The sequence below is a fragment of the Streptococcus oralis subsp. tigurinus genome (genome assembly GCF_002356415.1).
Classification (GTDB): domain Bacteria; phylum Bacillota; class Bacilli; order Lactobacillales; family Streptococcaceae; genus Streptococcus; species Streptococcus oralis_F.
Genome location: NZ_AP018338.1, coordinates 791,866 through 808,369 on the forward strand (window position 1 = coordinate 791,866; position 16,504 = coordinate 808,369).

Below are 16,504 nucleotides of genomic sequence, written 5' to 3' on the forward strand. Positions count from 1 at the left end.
CATACTGGTATAAGAATAGTCGAGTATCTAAATAGTGTATAGTTGATTCTTAGAATGGAAATAGTCCAGAACAATTGTTCTGGACTATTCTTTTATCTTGAAAAATATGGAAGGCTTTTCAATCGTTTGAGTAGGGGACGACTAATGAAACTAATGGCAATAATCTTACCAAGATCAGGGAGGATAAAGGGAAGGACACCGACAGCTAGTGCCTGATTAAATGGCATACCAGCTAGGAAGTGGAGGCTGAGAATGCCTCCGACAAAGACGAGGGAGTCACCCAAGAGGTTGGCTAGGAAAATGCGAATGTAGCCACTATTTTGATGGATGAGATAAGATGTAAGTCCAGCATAGACAAGATCGAACCAAAGATAGCCTGCGCTTGGGCCGACTAAAACGTGAAATCCAGCTCCTCCCCCTGCAAAAACAGGTAAACCAATGGCACCCAGCAAGAGATAGAGAGCTACAGATAGGACGGCTTCCCTAGGTCTAAAAACAGTAGCAATCAGACCGATTGCAAAGTTTTGCAAAGTGAAAGGTACAGGACCGATAGGGAGACTGATTTGTGCCAATACGGCGATGAGAGCAGCACCGATAGCAGGGATAGCATAGATATGAGCTTTTTTCAAAACTGTTAACCTCTTTTCAAAATTATAGTAACTATTATACTAATCTAGAAAGAAAAGTCAACCTATTTTTGAAATCAAGGTAACAATTTTGTAACAGCCGATTTTACAAGTAAAAAGAGACCTCAAGAGGTCTCTTGTGATAATTAGCGCATGGTTACAAATTCTTCCGAGGCAGTTGGGTGGATAGCTACTGTAGCATCAAAGTCCGCCTTGGTTGCTCCCATCTTAATAGCAACAGCGAATCCTTGAATCATCTCATCCACTCCGTAACCAAGTCCGTGAAGTCCAACAACTTTTTCGTCAGCACCGGCGGTGATGAGTTTGAAGCGAGATTCTTGACGATGGTTTGTAACGGCTGAGTACATAGATGCAAAGCTTGACTTGTAGACTTTGATGTTATCTTGGCCGTATTCTTTGATAGCTTGATCTTCAGTTAAACCGACTGTTCCGATTGCTGGGTGGGAGAAGACAACTGTAGGGATAGTCGTGTAGTCCATCTTGGCATTTGTTTTCCCGTTGAAGAGGCGTTCAGATAAGGTACGTCCTGCCTTGATGGCTACCGGGGTCAGTTCCTTCTCACCAGTAACATCTCCAAGAGCATAGATACCATCTACAACTGTATTTTGATATTCATCCACTTGGATAAATCCACGTTGGTTGAGTGTGACGCCAGCCTTTTCTAACTCCAGACCGTCTACATTTGGACGGCGACCGGTAGCCCAGATAACTTGGCTGGCAGTATGACTAGAACCGTCTTCGAAATAAATGGTAATACCTTGCTCCGTTTCTTCGAGCTTGACGGGTACCTTATGTGTGTGTAAAGGTAGACCTGTTTTTTCCATTTCATTGACAAGTCCTTCAACGATGTAGCTGTCAAAACCACGCAAGGGACGATCACGACGGACAAACAAATCAGTTTTTACTCCTAGAGCGTGGAGAACACCTGCTAATTCAACGGCGATATAGCCAGCTCCAAGAATCGCAACAGATTCAGGAAGTTGCTCCCAAGCAAAGACATCGTCTGAGCTACCACCAAGTTCAGCTCCAGGGATAGTTGGAATGCTTGGACGAGCGCCAGTCGCAATCACGATATGTTTGGCACGAATCAATTCACCATTAACGCTGACCGTATGAGCATCAATGAAATGAGCACGACCTTCAATCAAATCAACACCGTTGCGCTTGAAACTTCCATCATAAGATGAGCGAGCACGGTCGATGTAGGCTTCACGATTTTGACGAAGTTTTGCGAAATCAAATTGAACATCTGAACTTGTAAAACCATAGTCAGGGCCGTAGTGGTTGAAGCTTTCAGCGATTTGCGCTCCATACCACATGATTTTTTTAGGAACACAGCCGACATTGACGCAGGTTCCACCTAATTTTTTCTCTTCGATAACAGCAGCTTTAGCACCGTGTTCACCAGCTCGGTTCATAGTGGCAATGCCGCCACTTCCTCCACCGATGGCGATGATATCATATTCTCTCATAGAAAACTCCTTATAGCTTTGATAGTCATATTCTATCGTTTTTATTTTTTGAATGCAAAAATCTGCTACGATAAAAAAATTATAAAAACGCTTGCCAAATTCAAAAAGATATTGTATTATATATCTAGCACAATAATCCAATAAACGAATACCGAACGAAATAATAATCCTGAACTGTCATTGTTTCTATCTGAACTGTCATTGTTTGGGCTTGGTATTTCTGATATAATGGTTTTTGTAAGGCAAAAGAATAAAGGAGCTTAAAAATGAAAAGAAATAAGAAGGCAAAAAAATGGCAATTATACACAGCGATTGGTGTTGCCAGTGCTATTGTTATCGGTGCTGCGGGGATTTTGATTTTTAGACAACCTTCCCAGTCAGCAGTCAAGGAGGAAACCCCTCATATCGTTACTGCTAAGGAAGGTTCTGTTGCTTCATCGGTTCTCTTGTCAGGTACAGTTACAGCAAAAAATGAACAATACGTTTATTTTGATGCTAGTAAGGGAGATTTAGATGAAATTCTCGTTTCAGTCGGGGACAAGGTCGAAGAAGGGCAAGCTTTGGTCAAATACAGCAGTGCAGATGCTCAAGCTGCCTATGATGCAGCCGATCGTGCAGTTGCAAAGGCAGATCGTCATATCGAGGAGTTAAACAAAGCTCGTGAAAATGCATCAGCTGCACCAGCTTCTCCACAGGTTCCAACAGAAGCTGGACTCCCAGAACAAGCGCAAGCAGCGACTTCTTCCGTATCTTCTATTGATTCTCAAATCAGTGATGCCAAGGATAACCGTGCAGATGCTGTGGCTCAGCTCAACAAGGCTCAAGCTCAGCTAGATGCTGCAACTGTCCTCAGTACACTTGAAGGGACTGTAGTTGAAGTTAATCGTAATGTTTCCAAATCACCAACGGGTAACAGCCAAGTGGTAGTACATGTCGTAAGTAATGAAAACTTGCAGGTCAAAGGGGAGTTGTCTGAATACAACCTTGCCAACCTCTCTGTAGGGCAAGAAGTTACCTTTACTTCTAAAGTGTATCAAGATAAGAGTTGGACTGGTAAGATTAGCTATATCTCAGATTATCCTAAAAACAATGGAGAAGCAGCAAATGCAGCCCTTGGAGGAAATACTGGCTCTAAGTACCCTTATACTGTTGATGTGACTAGCGATATCGGTGAGTTGAAACAAGGCTTCTCAGTCAGTGTTGAAGTCAAAAACAAAAGTAAAGCCATCCTTGTTCCTTTGACAAGTGTTGTTACCGAAAATGACAAAAACTATGTCTGGCTTTTAGACGACCAGAAAAAAGCGAAGAAGGTAGAAGTTACTTTGGGGAATGCGGATGCAGACAACCAAGAAATCACTTCAGGTGTGACAGACGGTGCCAAGGTCATCAGTAATCCAACATCTTCCTTGGAAGAAGGAAAAGAGGTGAAGGCTGATGAAGAAACTAATTAGTCTCAAAAATATCTGTAGAAGTTATCGAAATGGTGACCAGGAACTGCAGGTCCTAAAAAATATTAACTTAGAAGTTCAAGAAGGTGAGTTTGTCGCCATTATGGGACCGTCTGGTTCTGGTAAGTCTACGTTGATGAATACCATCGGAATGCTGGATACACCAACCAGTGGAGAGTATTATCTTGATGGCCAAGAAGTAGCAGGTCTTGGAGAGAAACAACTGGCCAAGGTCCGCAACCAGCAAATCGGCTTTGTCTTTCAGCAGTTCTTTCTCTTGTCCAAACTCAATGCGCTTCAAAATGTCGAATTGCCCTTGATTTACGCTGGAGTTTCGGCTTCTAAACGTCGGAAATTGGCTGAGGAATTTCTGGAAAAGGTTGAGCTGACGGAGCGCAGTCATCATTTGCCTTCCGAGTTATCAGGTGGTCAAAAGCAACGTGTAGCGATTGCGCGTGCCTTGGTAAACAATCCCTCTATCATCCTAGCAGACGAACCTACAGGAGCCTTGGATACCAAGACGGGAAATCAAATCATGCAGCTGTTGGTGGAGTTAAACAAGGAAGGGAAAACCATTATCATGGTCACGCATGAGCCTGAGATAGCTGCCTATGCCAAACGCCAGATTGTCATTCGTGATGGTGTCATCTCGTCTGACAGTGCTCAGGTAGAGAAGGAGGAAAACTAAGATGCAGAATCTGAAATTTGCCTTTTCATCCATCATGGCCCATAAGATGCGTTCCTTCCTGACTATGATTGGGATTATCATCGGAGTTTCGTCCGTCGTCGTCATCATGGCTCTTGGCGACTCTATGTCTCGTCAGGTCAATAAAAACATGACCAAATCGCAGAAGGATATCCATGTATTTTTCTCTCCTATCAAGAGCAAGGATGGCTCCTTTACTCAGCGTCAGTCAGCTTTGACAGTCAGTGGGAAAGAAGAGGATGTTCATGTTGAACCGCCAAAACCACTAGAATCCTGGGTCAAGGAAGCTGCTAAACTCAAAGGAGTAGACAGTTACTATGTCACCAACTCGACCAACGTCACCCTATCTTATAAGGATAAGAAGGTTGAACGAGCGACACTGACAGGCGGAAATAGCACCTACATGAACGCAGTTGAAAATGAAATCGTTGCGGGTAGAAGTCTAAGACCGCAAGACTACAAGGAATTTGCCAGTGTGATTTTGCTGGATGAAGAACTAGCCAAGAGTTTGTTTGATAGTCCAGAAGCTGCGGTTAATCAAATCATCTCTGTTAATGAATTTAGTTACCGTGTGATTGGCGTTTATTCGAGCAATGAAGCCAAAACTGCTAAAGCCTTTGGGATTGGTGGTCTTCCAATTACGACCAATATCTCTCTTGCAGCCAATTTTAATACTGATGAAATCTCGAACATCGTCTTTCGTGTCAATGATACTAGTCTAACGCAGACCTTGGGTCCGGAGTTGGCTCGAAAACTGACTGAGATTGCTGGTCTTCAGCAAGGGGAGTACCAAGTTGCGGATGCAACCGCCGCCTTCCAAGAGGTACAACAACTATTTGGTTTTATGACCACCATTATCAGTGCCATCGCAGGAATCTCTCTCTTTGTCGGGGGAACTGGTGTTATGAATATCATGCTGGTTTCGGTGACAGAACGCACGCGTGAGATTGGTCTGCGGAAGGCTCTCGGAGCTACACGGGCTAATATCTTAGTACAGTTTTTGATTGAATCCATGATTTTGACCTTGCTAGGTGGTGTCATCGGTCTTGGGATTGCTGCTGGAATGACCATGTTAGCCGGAGTGCTGCTTCAAAACATGATTGCAGGTATCGAAGTTGGGGTTTCCCTCCCAATTGCTCTCTTTAGCTTGGCTGTGTCAGCCAGCGTTGGTATGATATTTGGAGTCTTGCCAGCCAATAAAGCCTCTAAGCTCGATCCAATCGAAGCCCTTCGTTATGAATAAGATATAGAGCAGAAAAAACAAGATGGATAGTTGTCTGTCTTGTTTTTGTATGGATTTTCCTATAGAAAATCACTAAAAATGTGATATAATGAAGTGTTAGAAAAACAGGTTTCATTTGCCTGGAAAGGAAAAATTATGTCTGAAAAGAATTTTTATATTACAACGCCGATTTACTATCCATCTGGTAAACTTCATATCGGTTCTGCCTACACAACTATTGCTTGTGATGTTTTAGCACGTTACAAACGCCTTATGGGCTACGATGTCTTTTATCTTACAGGTTTAGATGAGCATGGTCAGAAAATCCAGCAGAAAGCAGAAGAAGCTGGCATCACACCACAAGCCTATGTTGACGGCATGGCGGTTGGCGTCAAAGAACTCTGGAAATTACTCGATATCTCATACGATAAATTCATTCGTACAACGGATGATTACCATGAAAAAGTTGTAGCACAAGTCTTTGAACGCTTGCTTGCCCAAGATGATATCTACTTGGGCGAATATTCTGGTTGGTATTCAGTCTCAGATGAGGAATTCTTTACAGAAAGCCAGCTTGCAGAAGTTTTCCGTGATGAAGCTGGAAATGTGACGGGCGGTATCGCTCCATCAGGACATGAAGTGGAGTGGGTTTCAGAAGAGTCTTACTTCCTTCGCCTCAGTAAATACCAAGACCGCTTGGTAGAATTTTTCAAATCGCACCCTGACTTCATCACTCCAGATGGTCGTCTCAATGAAATGTTGCGTAACTTCATTGAGCCAGGTTTGGAAGATTTAGCGGTTTCTCGTACAACCTTTACCTGGGGTGTTCCAGTTCCATCCAATCCAAAACACGTTGTCTATGTTTGGATTGATGCCCTTCTTAACTATGCGACTGCTCTTGGTTACGGTCAAGACGATCATGCTAACTACGACAAGTTCTGGAATGGAACGGTCTTCCACATGGTCGGAAAAGACATTCTTCGTTTCCACTCCATCTACTGGCCAATCCTTCTCATGATGTTGGATATGAAGTTGCCTGAACGTTTGATTGCCCACGGATGGTTCGTCATGAAAGACGGCAAGATGTCTAAGTCTAAAGGGAATGTCGTTTACCCTGAAATGCTAGTAGAACGTTATGGACTGGATCCACTTCGTTACTACCTCATGCGTAGCCTTCCAGTCGGTTCAGATGGAACCTTCACTCCAGAAGACTACGTCGGCCGTATCAACTATGAATTGGCCAATGACCTTGGGAATCTCCTCAACCGAACAGTTTCCATGATTAACAAGTACTTTGATGGACAAATTCCTGCCTATGTAGAGGGTGTGACTGAATTTGATAATGCTCTTGCTCAAGTAGCAGAGCAATCTATCGCTGACTACCATACACACATGGAAGCAGTTGACTACCCGCGTGCCCTAGAAGCAGTATGGACTCTTATCTCTCGTACTAACAAATACATCGATGAGACAGCTCCATGGGTCTTGGCTAAGGATGAAGCTCTTCGTGACCAATTGGCAAGTGTCATGAGCCACTTGGCAGCTAGCCTTCGTGTCGTAGCTCACATGATTGAGCCATTTATGATGGAAACCAGTCGTGCAGTCTTGACTCAACTTGGTCTCGCAGAAGTTTCTAGCCTAGAAAACTTGAGCTTGGCAGATTTCCCTGCAGGTGTGACTGTTGTTGCCAAAGGAACACCAATCTTCCCGCGTCTGGATATGGAAGAAGAAATCGCCTATATCAAGGAACAAATGGAAGGCAACAAACCAGCAGTCGAAAAAGAATGGAATCCAGATGAAGTTGAACTCAAACTCAACAAGGATGAAATCAAGTTTGAAGACTTTGATAAGGTCGAGATCCGTGTCGCAGAAGTCAAAGAAGTTTCTAAAGTGGAAGGTTCTGATAAGTTGCTTCAATTCCGCTTGGATGCTGGTGATGGTGAAGACCGTCAAATCCTCTCAGGAATTGCAAAATACTATCCAAACGAGCAAGAATTGGTCGGCAAGAAAGTCCAAATCGTTGCCAACCTTAAACCACGCAAGATGATGAAAAAATATGTCAGCCAAGGAATGATCCTCTCAGCTGAACATGAAGGCAAGTTAACCCTTCTCACAGTTGATCCAGCTGTACCAAACGGAAGTGTGATTGGGTAAAAGCAAAAAACCAACGTTAGACACGTTGGTTTTTCTTGTTATGTGCGAGATTTTCTAAGAAGTGGTCCATCTCCTTTTGATACCGGAGGACAATTACTTTCTCAGGGTAGGTTTCTTGAACCCGTTGATAGCGTTCTTTAGCATTCTTTGTCCGCCCATCCCAGAGAATCCATCGGATAAATTCCCAGTTAAAGCGTTCAGGACAGCCTGCTGCCATACTTTCTCGGACCTTGCCTCGGTATGTGAGATACCGTTTAAAGGCTCGAAAGAGACAAGTCCATGGTGAAAAATTGAGAAAGATGATTTGGTCGGCTTCCAGCATTCTTTCTTCATAGCAACACCAAGAGTAGTTGCCGTCTATGACCCAAGCTTCGTGCTTTGTGAGAAAGTTTTTCATCTCGCCCAACATCCATTCGCGGTCACTGTCTTGCCAACCAGGTTGAAATTGGAGTGTATCCATATGCAGTTTGGGGATGGAGTAGTAGTTTGATAATTTTTCAGCTAGGGTTGACTTGCCTGCTCCGGAATATCCTATAATTGCGATTTTCATTTTCTACCTTTTCTGACTAGAGGACAAAAAAACAGCCTCTATGGACTGTTTCTTATTTAGCAAGTTTAGCTGAAAGACGAGCTTTATCGCGGCTTGCTTTGTTTTTATGAATCAAACCTTTAGTTTCTGCTTTGTCGATAGCTGAGCTAGCAGCACGGAAAAGTTCTTCAGAAGGGTTTGCTTCGAAAGCTTTGATAGCAGTACGCATAGCTGATTTTTGAGCTGAGTTTTTTTCGTTGTGTTTAACGTTCAATTCAGCGCGTTTGATAGCTGATTTAATGTTTGCCAATGTTCTTACCTCCATATTTACTAACTATACCATTATATATGAAAACTTAGGTTTTGACAAGGGGAAATTATTTTTTTAGGTAAATTTCATCGATTTCATGGTTTTTAGTCTTGTGGAGAATGACCTCGGCGCGATTCCTTGTTGGTTCGATATAGTTTTGTAGATTTGTGAGATTAATGCTGGTCCAAACCTGGTGTGCAAAGGCTTCAACTTCTCCAATTGGCATTTGTGTAAAACGGTGGTAGTAGCTGTTGGGGTCATTTTGGGCAAAGCTGAGTAGTTTCAAGAAACGATCCAGATACCAACTTTCAATGTCCTCGACAGCAGCATCCACATAGATGGAGAAATCAAAGAAATCAGTGATGTAAAGGCGCTCATTTTGAGGGTTTTGAAAGACATTGATGCCTTCGACAATAACAAAGTCAGCAGCTTTGACACGTTGTTTCTCTCCAGGAACGATGTCATACACTTCATGAGAATAGACAGGAATATCGACATCTTGTCCATTCTTTAGGCGATCAAGAAAATCCAGTAAAGCTTCCATATCATAACTTTCAGGAAAACCTTTGCGATTTAAGATATCTTGGTCCATCAAGGTTTGATTGGGATAGAGAAAGCCGTCAGTTGTCACCAATTCTACAGTAGCATCAGTAACTGTACGAGAGAGAAGGATTTGCATAAGTCGGCTAGTTGTTGATTTTCCTACAGCTACACTTCCTGAAACTCCAATAATGAAGGGTTGAGATTTACTCTCTCTTTGGAGAAAAATCCCCTTAGAAAAGGCTAAATCCTCTTTGGTGCGTTTGTAAATTTGGATGAGATGAGCTAAAGGTAAATAAATATCTGTCACATCTTGCAGACTAATCTGGTCATTGAAACTCTTGATGGATTCTAACTCTTCCTCTGTCAAGGGAGGGGTTGTCTTGCGATGCAAGGACTGCCAGGTTTCACGGCTGATTTTTTCAAAATGTAAAAATTCGTTGGTCATATTTTTTCCTCGTTCGATATTTTAGTATATCATATTTCTCATCTAAAGAGAGAATGAAATTCGATATTTCTCATTCTGATTCTTGAAAGTTGCTATAAGTTGCTCTAAAAGATCAAAAATAGAGGAAGTAATACAAAAATCTTTTAATTATTGTCATAACAGATTTAGTTTGTTTGTTGAATTTTAGCTTTGTAAACGGTGTTAAAAAACCTTAAAATATGCTAAAATAGTTTTATGAGTAAAATGTATTATGCAGAAAATCCAGATGCTGCTCACGACATTCATGAGTTGCGAGTAGAATTGTTGGGACATAAAATGACCTTTTTAACGGACGCAGGTGTCTTTAGTAAAAAGATGGTTGATTTTGGTAGTCAGCTTTTACTGAAGTGTCTCGAGGTTGAAAAAGGCGAGCGGGTGCTAGATGTCGGCTGTGGGTACGGTCCCCTAGGGATTTCTTTGGTCAAGGCTTATGGAGTTCAGGCAACCATGGTCGATATCAATAATCGTGCCTTGGACCTAGCGCGACAAAATGCTGAACGAAATAAGGTTGAAGCGACGATTTTCCAATCCAATGTCTATGAACAAGTTGAAGGGGAATTTGACCATGTTATTTCCAATCCGCCCATCCGAGCGGGCAAACAGGTTGTTCATGAAATTATCGAAAAGAGCAGAGAATTTTTGAAAGACGGAGGAGATTTAACCATTGTCATTCAGAAAAAGCAAGGAGCTCCAAGTGCCAAAAGCAAGATGGAAGACGTTTTTGGAAATTGTGAAATCATAAAGAAGGACAAGGGATATTATATCCTTAGAAGTGTGAAATCATGAGAGCAGTTGATTTAATCCAAAAGAAACGAGATGGTCAAGAACTATCTTCAAGTGAGATTAAATGGTTGGTAGAAGGCTATGTGGCTGGAACTGTTCCAGACTATCAGATGTCTGCTTTTGCTATGGCGGTTTATTTCAAAGGAATGACCACACGTGAAATTTCTGACCTGACGATGAATATGGTTAAGACGGGTCAAGAGTTTGATTTGTCAGCCATAGAGGGTATCAAAGTAGATAAACACTCGACAGGTGGTGTTGGTGATAAGGTGACCTTGATTTTAGCTCCTTTAGTAGCAAGTTTTGGCGTGCCAGTAGCCAAGATGAGTGGTCGTGGATTAGGGCATACTGGAGGAACCTTAGATAAGTTAGAAGCGATCAAGGGCTACCAAGTGGAGCGTAGTCAAGAGGAATTCATCAAACAGGTCCAAGATATTGGTGTATCTGTCATTGGTCAATCTGACCAGCTGGTTAAAGCAGACAAACTTCTCTATGCCCTCCGTGATGTGACAGCAACTGTCGACACGATTCCTTTGATTGCTAGTTCGGTGATGAGCAAGAAAATTGCTGCAGGAGCGGATGCCATTTTGCTAGACGTAACGGTCGGTGAGGGTGCCTTCATGAAGACGGTTGATGAGGCGCGCGAATTGGCTCAAACCATGGTGGATCTTGGTAAGGCTGTTGGTCGAAAAACAGTAGCAGTCATTACCGATATGAGTCAGCCCTTGGGAAGAGCCATTGGCAATCGTCTCGAAATCCTTGAGGCAATCGATATTCTCAAAGGAAATGGCCGAGAAGATATTAGTCACTTTATCTGCGAGCTAGCTCAGATTATGCTTGGGTTGGCTGATATTGAGAAAACGATCGAGGAAATCCGTCAACACCTGGAAAATGGCCAAGCACTGTCTAAGTTTGAAGAAATGGTAGCAGCACAAGGTGGCGATTTAGAAGATCTCTATCGCCCAGTCAAAGTTGCCCATGTGCTGGAAATTCCAGCTCAAGATACAGGTGTTATTTCAGCCCTTCCAGCTATGGAATTTGGGCTCTATGCCATGAGACTAGGAGCTGGTCGTGCAGTCAAGTCTGATGACTTGGACTATGAAACAGGGATTGTTTTTGAAAAGAAAGTTGGAGACTCCGTTCAAAAAGGAGAAATTGTTGCAAAAGTTTATACAAATGGAAAAATTTCTTCTGAACTAGTTACAGAATTTCAAAAATATGTTAAAATAAATGATGGAGTGCAAAGTTTACGAGAAATTATAGAAATTATCTCATAAAACCAGGGAGAATCCGAATATGAAGTTAAATAAATATATTGATCATACGCTTTTAAAGCAAGATGCAAGTCAAGAACAAATTGATCGTTTGCTATCTGAAGCGCGTGAGTATGACTTTGCCAGCGTTTGTGTCAATCCCACATGGGTTAAACATGCGAAAACAGGGCTTGATGGCTCAGATGTAAAAGTTTGTACAGTAATAGGTTTTCCTTTGGGAGCAACAACTTCAGCTGTGAAAGCTTTTGAAACAAAAGAAGCTGTTCAAAACGGTGCGGATGAGATTGATATGGTTATCAATGTCGGTGCCCTCAAATCAGGCAATCTGGATTTAGTTGAATCGGACATCCGTGCTGTCGTAGAAGCAAGTGGTGACAAGTTGGTGAAAGTCATTATCGAAGCTTGCTTGTTGACAGACGATGAAAAGGTTGTGTCCTGCCAATTATCCCAGAAAGCAGGCGCTGACTTTGTCAAAACATCAACTGGATTTTCAACTGGTGGTGCCACTATAGAGGATGTTCAGTTGATGCGTAAAACAGTCGGGCCAGATATGGGAGTTAAGGCAGCTGGTGGAGCTCGTTCATATGCGGATGCTGTCGCTTTTGTAGAAGCAGGCGCTACCCGTATCGGGACATCTGCTGGCGTTGCGATTTTAAAAGGAGAATTGGCAGATGGCGACTACTGAGTTGATTGAACTAGCAATTGAAACCAGCAAACAAGCCTATGTACCTTATTCTCACTTTCCCATCGGAGCTGTTTTAGTAGCCAAGGATGGTAGTATTTATACGGGTGTAAACATCGAGAATGCTAGCTATCCCTTGACTAATTGTGGAGAACGTACAGCTATCTTCAAGGCAGTTTCTGAGGGGCAAAGGGAGTTTTCAGAATTGATTGTCTACGGACAAACTGAAAAACCCATCTCGCCATGTGGTGCTTGTCGCCAGGTCATGGTTGAATTTTTTGAAAAAGATCTAAAAGTGACACTTGTCGCAAAAGATAAATCGACGGTCGAGATGACGGTCGGGGAGTTACTTCCATACTCTTTTACAGACTTAAACTAGTCTGAGTCACTCTCTGAGTGACGCGGTCCTTGTGGCCAACCAATCCATACTTGCAACATCGTTGCACATCTTATTTAGGAGGTTCAGTAATGAACAAGAAACAATGGCTAGGCCTTGGTCTAGTTGCAGTGGCAGCAGTTGGACTTGCTGCATGTGGTAACCGCTCTTCTCGTAACGCAGCTTCATCTTCATCTGAAATGAAGACGAAAGCAGCGATCGTAACAGATACTGGTGGTGTTGATGACAAATCATTTAACCAATCAGCTTGGGAAGGTTTGCAAGACTGGGGTAAAGAACACAATCTTTCTAAAGATAAAGGCTTTACTTATTTCCAATCAACAAGTGAAGCAGACTATGCTAACAACTTGCAACAAGCGGCTGGAAGTTACAACCTGATCTTTGGTGTTGGTTTTGCACTTCACAATGCGGTTGAAGAGGCAGCAAAAGACCACTCTGACTTAAACTATGTCTTGATTGATGATGTGATCAAAGATCAAAAGAATGTTGCGAGCGTAACATTTGCTGATAACGAAGCGGCTTACCTTGCTGGTGTTGCAGCAGCTAAAACAACTAAAACAAAACAAGTTGGTTTTGTAGGTGGTATCGAATCTGAAGTTATTTCACGTTTCGCTGCTGGATTTAAAGCTGGTGTTGAGTCAGTAGACTCATCTATCAAAGTACAAGTTGACTACGCTGGTTCGTTTGGTGATGCTGCCAAAGGTAAAACAATTGCAGCTGCTCAATACGCTGCAGGTGCAGACGTTGTCTACCAAGCAGCTGGTGGTACAGGTGCTGGTGTCTTTGCTGAAGCAAAATCTTTGAACGAAAGTAAAAATGAAGACGAAAAAGTTTGGGTTATTGGTGTAGACCGTGACCAAGCAGCAGAAGGTAAATACACTTCTAAAGATGGTAAAGAATCAAACTTTGTTCTTGTATCTACATTGAAACAAGTTGGTACAACTGTAAAAGATATTGCCAACAAAACAGAAAAAGGTGAATTCCCTGGCGGACAAGTTATTGTCTACTCATTGAAGGATAAAGGGGTTGACTTGGCAGTAACAAACCTTTCAGAAGAGGGTAAAAAAGCTGTTGAAGACGCAAAAGCTAAAATCCTTGACGGAAGCGTAAAAGTTCCTGAAAAATAATGGATAAAAGTCATTTCTTAGGAAGCGACCATCGGTCGCTTCTTTAAGAATTGAGGCAATTTTTTGTCTCAATAGAACTTGTTAACACGATTAGCAGGTTTTATTGAAACAAAATAAACCTCGGAAAGGAAAAGCATATGGCACACGAAAATGTCATTGAGATGCGGGATATTACCAAGGTGTTTGGTGAATTTGTAGCGAACGACAAGATCAACTTGCAACTGCGAAAAGGTGAAATCCATGCACTTTTAGGAGAAAATGGAGCGGGTAAATCCACTCTGATGAATATGCTGGCAGGACTTCTCGAGCCAACTAGTGGTGAAATTGCGGTGAATGGTCAGGTTGTCAAACTAGATTCACCTTCTAAAGCTGCTAGTCTTGGAATTGGGATGGTTCACCAACATTTTATGTTGGTTGAGGCTTTTACAGTAGCTGAAAATATCATTTTGGGGAGTGAAATCACTAAAAATGGTGTGCTAGATATAGCTGAAGCTACTAAAGAAATCAAGGCTCTTTCTGAACGTTATGGTTTGGCAGTGGATCCTGCTGCCAAGGTGGCAGATATTTCCGTTGGTGCTCAACAACGTGTAGAAATCTTGAAGACACTTTACCGTGGTGCTGATATCCTCATCTTTGACGAACCTACGGCAGTATTGACTCCTTCAGAGATTGATGAGTTGATGGCTATCATGAAAAACCTTGTTAAAGAAGGAAAATCCATTATTTTGATTACCCATAAACTGGATGAAATTCGTGCGGTATCCAATCGAGTGACGGTTATCCGTCGTGGAAAATCAATCCAGACGGTAGAGATTGCAGGGGCAACCAATGCGGACTTGGCTGAGATGATGGTGGGACGTTCTGTCTCCTTCAAAACGGAGAAACAGGCACCACAACCAAAAGAAGTAGTCTTGTCTATCAAAGACTTGGTTGTTAATGAAAACCGAGGTGTACCAGCTGTGAAGAATCTTTCTTTGGATGTTCGTGCTGGTGAAATTGTCGGTATTGCAGGTATTGATGGCAATGGCCAATCTGAACTCATTCAAGCCATTACGGGTCTTCGTAAGGTTGAGTCTGGTAGTATTGAATTAAAAGGCAAATCAATCGTAGGGATGCACCCTCGACAAATTACGGAACTCAGTGTGGGGCATGTTCCTGAAGACCGCCACCGTGATGGTTTGATTTTGGATATGATGATTTCAGAAAATATCGCTCTTCAAACCTACTACAAAGAACCACTCAGCAAGAATGGTATCTTAAACTATGCCAATATCACTTCACATGCCAAGAAATTGATGGAAGAATTTGACGTCCGTGCGGCGAGCGAATTTGTCCCAGCAGCGGCTCTTTCAGGGGGGAATCAACAAAAAGCGATTATCGCTCGTGAGATTGATCGTGATCCTGATCTCCTTATCGTCAGCCAACCAACTCGTGGTTTGGATGTCGGTGCCATTGAATATATCCACAAACGCTTGATTGAAGAACGTGATAACGGGAAAGCTGTGCTTGTTGTCAGCTTTGAATTGGATGAGATTTTAAATGTTTCAGACCGAATTGCTGTTATTCATGATGGGAAGATTCAAGGTATTGTGTCGCCAGAAACGACTAACAAACAAGAACTTGGTATCTTGATGGCAGGTGGAAACTTGGGAAAGGAGAAGGATGATGTCTAAAAAGTTACAACAAATTTCGGTTCCCTTGATTTCCGTATTCTTAGGAATCTTGCTCGGAGCCATCGTCATGTGGATTTTCGGCTACGATGCTATCTGGGGTTATGAGGAGTTGTTCTATACAGCTTTTGGTAGTCTTCGTGGGATTGGCGAGATTTTCCGTGCCATGGGTCCTCTTGTCTTGATTGGTCTGGGTTTTGCAGTTGCCAGCCGTGCAGGTTTCTTTAACGTTGGACTTCCTGGTCAGGCACTAGCGGGTTGGATTCTTAGTGGTTGGTTTGCTTTGTCGCATCCGGACATGCCACGCCCAATGTTGATTTTAGCGACCGTAGTAATTGCTTTGATTGCAGGTGGGATTGTAGGTGCTATTCCAGGTATTCTCAGAGCTTATTTAGGTACATCAGAGGTTATCGTAACCATTATGATGAACTATATTGTTTTGTACGTAGGGAATGCCTTTATTCATTCTTTCCCGAAAGACTTTATGCAAAGTACAGACTCAACGATTCGTGTGAGTGCCAATGCCACTTATCAAACACCATGGTTATCTGAGTTAACTGGCAATTCTCGTATGAATATCGGAATCTTTTTTGCCATCATTGCTGTTGGTGTGATTTGGTTCTTGCTCAAGAAAACGACTCTCGGTTTTGAAATTCGTGCAGTTGGTCTCAATCCCCATGCCTCAGAGTACGCTGGTATTTCAGCAAAACGTACAATCATCCTATCAATGATTATCTCTGGTGCTTTGGCTGGTCTTGGTGGAGCTGTCGAAGGTCTTGGAACCTTCCAAAACGTTTACGTTCAGGGATCATCATTGGCTGTCGGATTTAACGGGATGGCAGTTAGTTTGCTTGCTGGAAATTCACCAATTGGAATTCTCTTTGCAGCCTTCTTATTTGGAGTTTTGCAAGTAGGAGCACCGGGTATGAACGCAGCACAAGTTCCGTCTGAGCTTGTCAGCATTGTAACAGCGTCTATTATCTTCTTTGTCAGCGTTCACTACCTAATCGAACGCTTTGTCAAACCTAAAAAACAAGTTAAAGGAGGTAAGTAAGG

The 16,504-nt window shown here is 42.6% G+C and carries 16 protein-coding genes; 11 read left to right on the plus strand and 5 right to left on the minus strand.

Going from position 1 to position 16,504, the window contains the following annotated elements:
* Positions 1-92: 92 nt before the first annotated feature.
* Together STO1_RS04060 and gor are read right to left on the minus strand one after the other, a co-directional pair.
* Positions 93-629: a biotin transporter BioY gene (locus STO1_RS04060; protein WP_084918234.1), complete on the minus strand. Its 537-nt coding sequence runs from the start codon at positions 627-629 to the stop codon at positions 93-95.
* 143 nt (positions 630-772) lie between these two features.
* Positions 773-2,119, minus strand: a complete 1,347-nt coding sequence (gene gor, locus STO1_RS04065; protein WP_096422038.1) for a glutathione-disulfide reductase — start codon at positions 2,117-2,119, stop codon at positions 773-775.
* A gap of 266 nt (positions 2,120-2,385) precedes the next feature.
* Between gor and STO1_RS04070 the strand changes: the two genes are divergently transcribed.
* The 4 genes from STO1_RS04070 (at position 2,386) to metG (ending at position 7,649) form a co-directional block, all read left to right on the plus strand.
* Positions 2,386-3,570 (plus strand): efflux RND transporter periplasmic adaptor subunit, encoded by a 1,185-nt coding sequence (locus STO1_RS04070; protein ID WP_000827874.1) that lies wholly within the window; start codon positions 2,386-2,388, stop codon positions 3,568-3,570.
* Positions 3,554-4,255, plus strand: coding sequence for an ABC transporter ATP-binding protein (locus tag STO1_RS04075; RefSeq protein ID WP_000733794.1), 702 nt, complete (start codon positions 3,554-3,556; stop codon positions 4,253-4,255). Before STO1_RS04070 ends, STO1_RS04075 begins: the two co-directional genes overlap by 17 nt.
* Before the next feature lies 1 nt (position 4,256).
* Positions 4,257-5,516: an ABC transporter permease gene (locus STO1_RS04080; protein WP_096422040.1), complete on the plus strand. Its 1,260-nt coding sequence runs from the start codon at positions 4,257-4,259 to the stop codon at positions 5,514-5,516.
* Positions 5,517-5,651: 135 nt separating this feature from the next.
* Positions 5,652-7,649, plus strand: coding sequence for a methionine--tRNA ligase (gene metG / locus STO1_RS04085; RefSeq protein ID WP_096422042.1), 1,998 nt, complete (start codon positions 5,652-5,654; stop codon positions 7,647-7,649).
* Positions 7,650-7,665: 16 nt separating this feature from the next.
* Here the strand turns inward: metG and STO1_RS04090 are convergent, their stop codons facing one another.
* From STO1_RS04090 to coaA, 3 genes are all read right to left on the minus strand, one after another.
* Positions 7,666-8,199, minus strand: a complete 534-nt coding sequence (locus tag STO1_RS04090) for a DNA topology modulation protein (RefSeq protein ID WP_096422044.1) — start codon at positions 8,197-8,199, stop codon at positions 7,666-7,668.
* Positions 8,200-8,251: 52 nt separating this feature from the next.
* Complete coding sequence (gene rpsT, locus STO1_RS04095) at positions 8,252-8,488, minus strand: 30S ribosomal protein S20 (RefSeq protein WP_002895661.1); 237 nt, start codon at positions 8,486-8,488, stop codon at positions 8,252-8,254.
* 67 nt (positions 8,489-8,555) lie between these two features.
* Positions 8,556-9,476 (minus strand): type I pantothenate kinase, encoded by a 921-nt coding sequence (coaA, locus tag STO1_RS04100; protein WP_096422046.1) that lies wholly within the window; start codon positions 9,474-9,476, stop codon positions 8,556-8,558.
* 234 nt (positions 9,477-9,710) lie between these two features.
* Here coaA and STO1_RS04105 point away from each other — a divergent pair, with 234 nt between their 5' ends.
* The 7 genes from STO1_RS04105 to STO1_RS04135 all read left to right on the plus strand — a co-directional run bounded on the left by STO1_RS04105 (position 9,711) and on the right by STO1_RS04135 (position 16,502).
* Positions 9,711-10,301: a class I SAM-dependent methyltransferase gene (locus tag STO1_RS04105; protein WP_096422048.1), complete on the plus strand. Its 591-nt coding sequence runs from the start codon at positions 9,711-9,713 to the stop codon at positions 10,299-10,301.
* Positions 10,298-11,575 carry a pyrimidine-nucleoside phosphorylase gene (locus tag STO1_RS04110; protein ID WP_096422050.1) on the plus strand — a complete coding sequence of 426 codons (1,278 nt, stop codon included), beginning with the start codon at positions 10,298-10,300 and terminating at the stop codon, positions 11,573-11,575. The genes STO1_RS04105 and STO1_RS04110 overlap by 4 nt, the downstream gene beginning before the upstream one ends.
* A gap of 19 nt (positions 11,576-11,594) precedes the next feature.
* The gene (gene deoC / locus STO1_RS04115) at positions 11,595-12,257 is read left to right on the plus strand and encodes a deoxyribose-phosphate aldolase (RefSeq protein ID WP_096422052.1); all 663 of its coding nucleotides are present in this window, start codon (positions 11,595-11,597) and stop codon (positions 12,255-12,257) included.
* Entirely contained in the window at positions 12,244-12,633 is a 390-nt protein-coding gene (locus STO1_RS04120; protein WP_057489192.1) for a cytidine deaminase, read from the plus strand. The genes deoC and STO1_RS04120 overlap by 14 nt, the downstream gene beginning before the upstream one ends.
* Before the next feature lie 89 nt (positions 12,634-12,722).
* A complete protein-coding gene (locus STO1_RS04125; protein WP_096422054.1) occupies positions 12,723-13,778 on the plus strand; it encodes a BMP family lipoprotein in 1,056 nt (351 codons plus the stop codon).
* A 137-nt stretch (positions 13,779-13,915) separates the two neighbouring features.
* Positions 13,916-15,451: an ABC transporter ATP-binding protein gene (locus STO1_RS04130; protein WP_007519847.1), complete on the plus strand. Its 1,536-nt coding sequence runs from the start codon at positions 13,916-13,918 to the stop codon at positions 15,449-15,451.
* On the plus strand, positions 15,444-16,502 hold the full coding sequence (locus tag STO1_RS04135) for an ABC transporter permease (protein WP_096422056.1): 1,059 nt from the start codon (positions 15,444-15,446) through the stop codon (positions 16,500-16,502). Before STO1_RS04130 ends, STO1_RS04135 begins: the two co-directional genes overlap by 8 nt.
* Positions 16,503-16,504 lie beyond the last annotated feature (2 nt).